The sequence below is a fragment of the Streptomyces thermovulgaris genome (genome assembly GCF_002155915.1).
In the GTDB taxonomy this organism is placed as follows: domain Bacteria; phylum Actinomycetota; class Actinomycetes; order Streptomycetales; family Streptomycetaceae; genus Streptomyces; species Streptomyces thermovulgaris.
On the sequence record NZ_MUME01000438.1, the window covers coordinates 1 to 1,807 of the forward strand.

The following is a 1,807-nucleotide window of genomic DNA, read 5'->3' on the forward strand; positions in this document are numbered from 1 at the left end:
CCGGCCGCCGTATCTCCAGGCTGCCGAGGCTCTGCGGGACGCGATCCTGAACGGCGAGTTCCGCCCCGGCGAGCGCCTGCCCTCGGCCAACGTGCTGCGGGACCGCTTCGGCGTCTCCAGCTCCACCGTCCAAAACGCCCTGCGCGTGCTCAAGCAGGAAGGACTCGTCTACTCCCAGCTCGGTCGGGGCAGCTACGTCAGCGTCTCCGCAGGCCAGAGCGCCGGCCCAGATGACGACGACCACGGCGACGCCGAGTCCGAAGGCCCGGACTGGCCGGTCGACCTCATCCGCAACGAAGACAGCCGCCCGCCGTACGTTCAGGTGGCCGACATCCTCCGCCGCGAGATCGAGGAAGGCACCTATCCGCCCGGCTCCCAGCTACCCCCGGCCCGTGAGATCCAGGAGCGGTTCCAGGTCGCCAACTCCACCGCGCAGAACGCCTACCGGAGCCTCAAGCAGGCAGGACTCGTGTACGCGGTCAAGGGGCGCGGCGTCTTCGTACGCCCGACTCCGGAACCGGGCAAGCACCACGGGCCGATCACCAACTACCTGCTACGGGAACAAGTCGACCGCGAGGCCCGCGCCTCCGCCGCCGAGTTCGCCGACCTCACCGATGACGACCTGCTGGAACGGGAAGCGGAGCTGGACCAGCGATGGGCCACGATCCGCGAGGAGCACCAGCGAGTCTTCAACGAGCGCCGGAAGATCAAACGCGAGAAGAGCCGACGCGGCCTGTTCCTGCCAGCCCTCCACGACGACGATGCGGACCCGGACATGTCGCCACGCGAGAAGCTGGAGGCCGCACTGGCCGAGTCGGGGAAGCGGCGACAGCAGCGCCCTTGACGGGAAGTCCGGCAGCTCAGCCAGGGGAGTTCCATGGGACGAGCTGTTCAGAGTTTCTTTACTTGATCCAGGGGAGTTCCATGGGACGAGCTGTTCAGAGTTTCTTTACTTGATTTACTTGATCAAGCGATGCGCGACACCGGAAAGGTGCAGGCGGGAAGTGGCGGTACTTCAACTTATGTAGCGAATCCCGCCAACTCTGATGCCTATCGGAAGCAAGCTGCGCCAGGATCGATCTACGTTGAGTTCGATGTGCCGTGCTCTTGCCTGAAGCCTGCCGGTAAACCTGGGTGGGCTCAGATACCCGGGCCTCAGCATCCGATTTACGCGAAGCTAAACGCCAAGCGTGGACTTCCGCCGCCGGAGATGCCTTCATTCGAGAACCTCAGGATTGTCGACAGAAAATGAAAGAACCCCTGCTTGACGCCCTCAAGGCACTAGTCGATGAGGCGCGTCCTAAGCTTGAAGGATCCGGATTTGCGCTTGAGTTGTTCGAGTCTCCGGAGCGCGCGGAAAAGAAATCATTCGGGGTCTACATGGAGAGAGGGGGAAGAGGGTTCTACCTGACGGTCTGGGAATCAGGCGAGGTTCAGGTGTCGGCTGTTGACTACGACGTCAACACTTCCCCCCACGAGAGACATTTGTCCGACGTGCATGTCGGCCGGTTGGAGGCAGAGTTCGAGAAGCTAGTCGACTGGGTCTCTGGGAGTGGTGGCCGAAGTTGAACCAGTTCGATCCCCAACCGTCAAGCACGTGATGGCATACGCGAAGCCCCGCCGGTTCCGGCGGGGCTTCTGCGCAGGATGACGGCAGTATTTGACGGCAACGTCAGCGGACGGAGACCGTACCTGGGGAGACATCGAGGGCGGTGCTGAGGGTGTCGATGGCGTCGCGCTGGAGGCGGAGCCTCACGTGGGCGTAGACGGTGGCGGTGACGCCGATGTAAGGGCTGTCCCGTAAATG

The 1,807-nt window shown here is 63.3% G+C and carries 3 protein-coding genes; all 3 read left to right on the plus strand.

Annotated features, from left to right (window positions below):
• The coding region (locus CCN35_RS26015) for a winged helix-turn-helix domain-containing protein (protein ID WP_086794544.1) at positions 1–844 on the plus strand (844 nt) is incomplete at its 5' end.
• A 129-nt stretch (positions 845–973) separates the two neighbouring features.
• Positions 974–1,252, plus strand: coding sequence for a TreTu family toxin (locus CCN35_RS30315; RefSeq protein ID WP_425444326.1), 279 nt, complete (start codon positions 974–976; stop codon positions 1,250–1,252).
• Positions 1,249–1,569: a hypothetical protein gene (locus tag CCN35_RS28180; protein WP_143631824.1), complete on the plus strand. Its 321-nt coding sequence runs from the start codon at positions 1,249–1,251 to the stop codon at positions 1,567–1,569. Before CCN35_RS30315 ends, CCN35_RS28180 begins: the two co-directional genes overlap by 4 nt.
• Positions 1,570–1,807: the final 238 nt, after the last annotated feature.

Coding starts and splice junctions, on each gene's coding strand:
- CCN35_RS30315 (WP_425444326.1), top strand. CDS start 974: ATGCGCGACACCGGAAAGGTGCAGGCGGGAAGTGGCGGTACTTCAACT.
- CCN35_RS28180 (WP_143631824.1), top strand. CDS start 1,249: ATGAAAGAACCCCTGCTTGACGCCCTCAAGGCACTAGTCGATGAGGCG.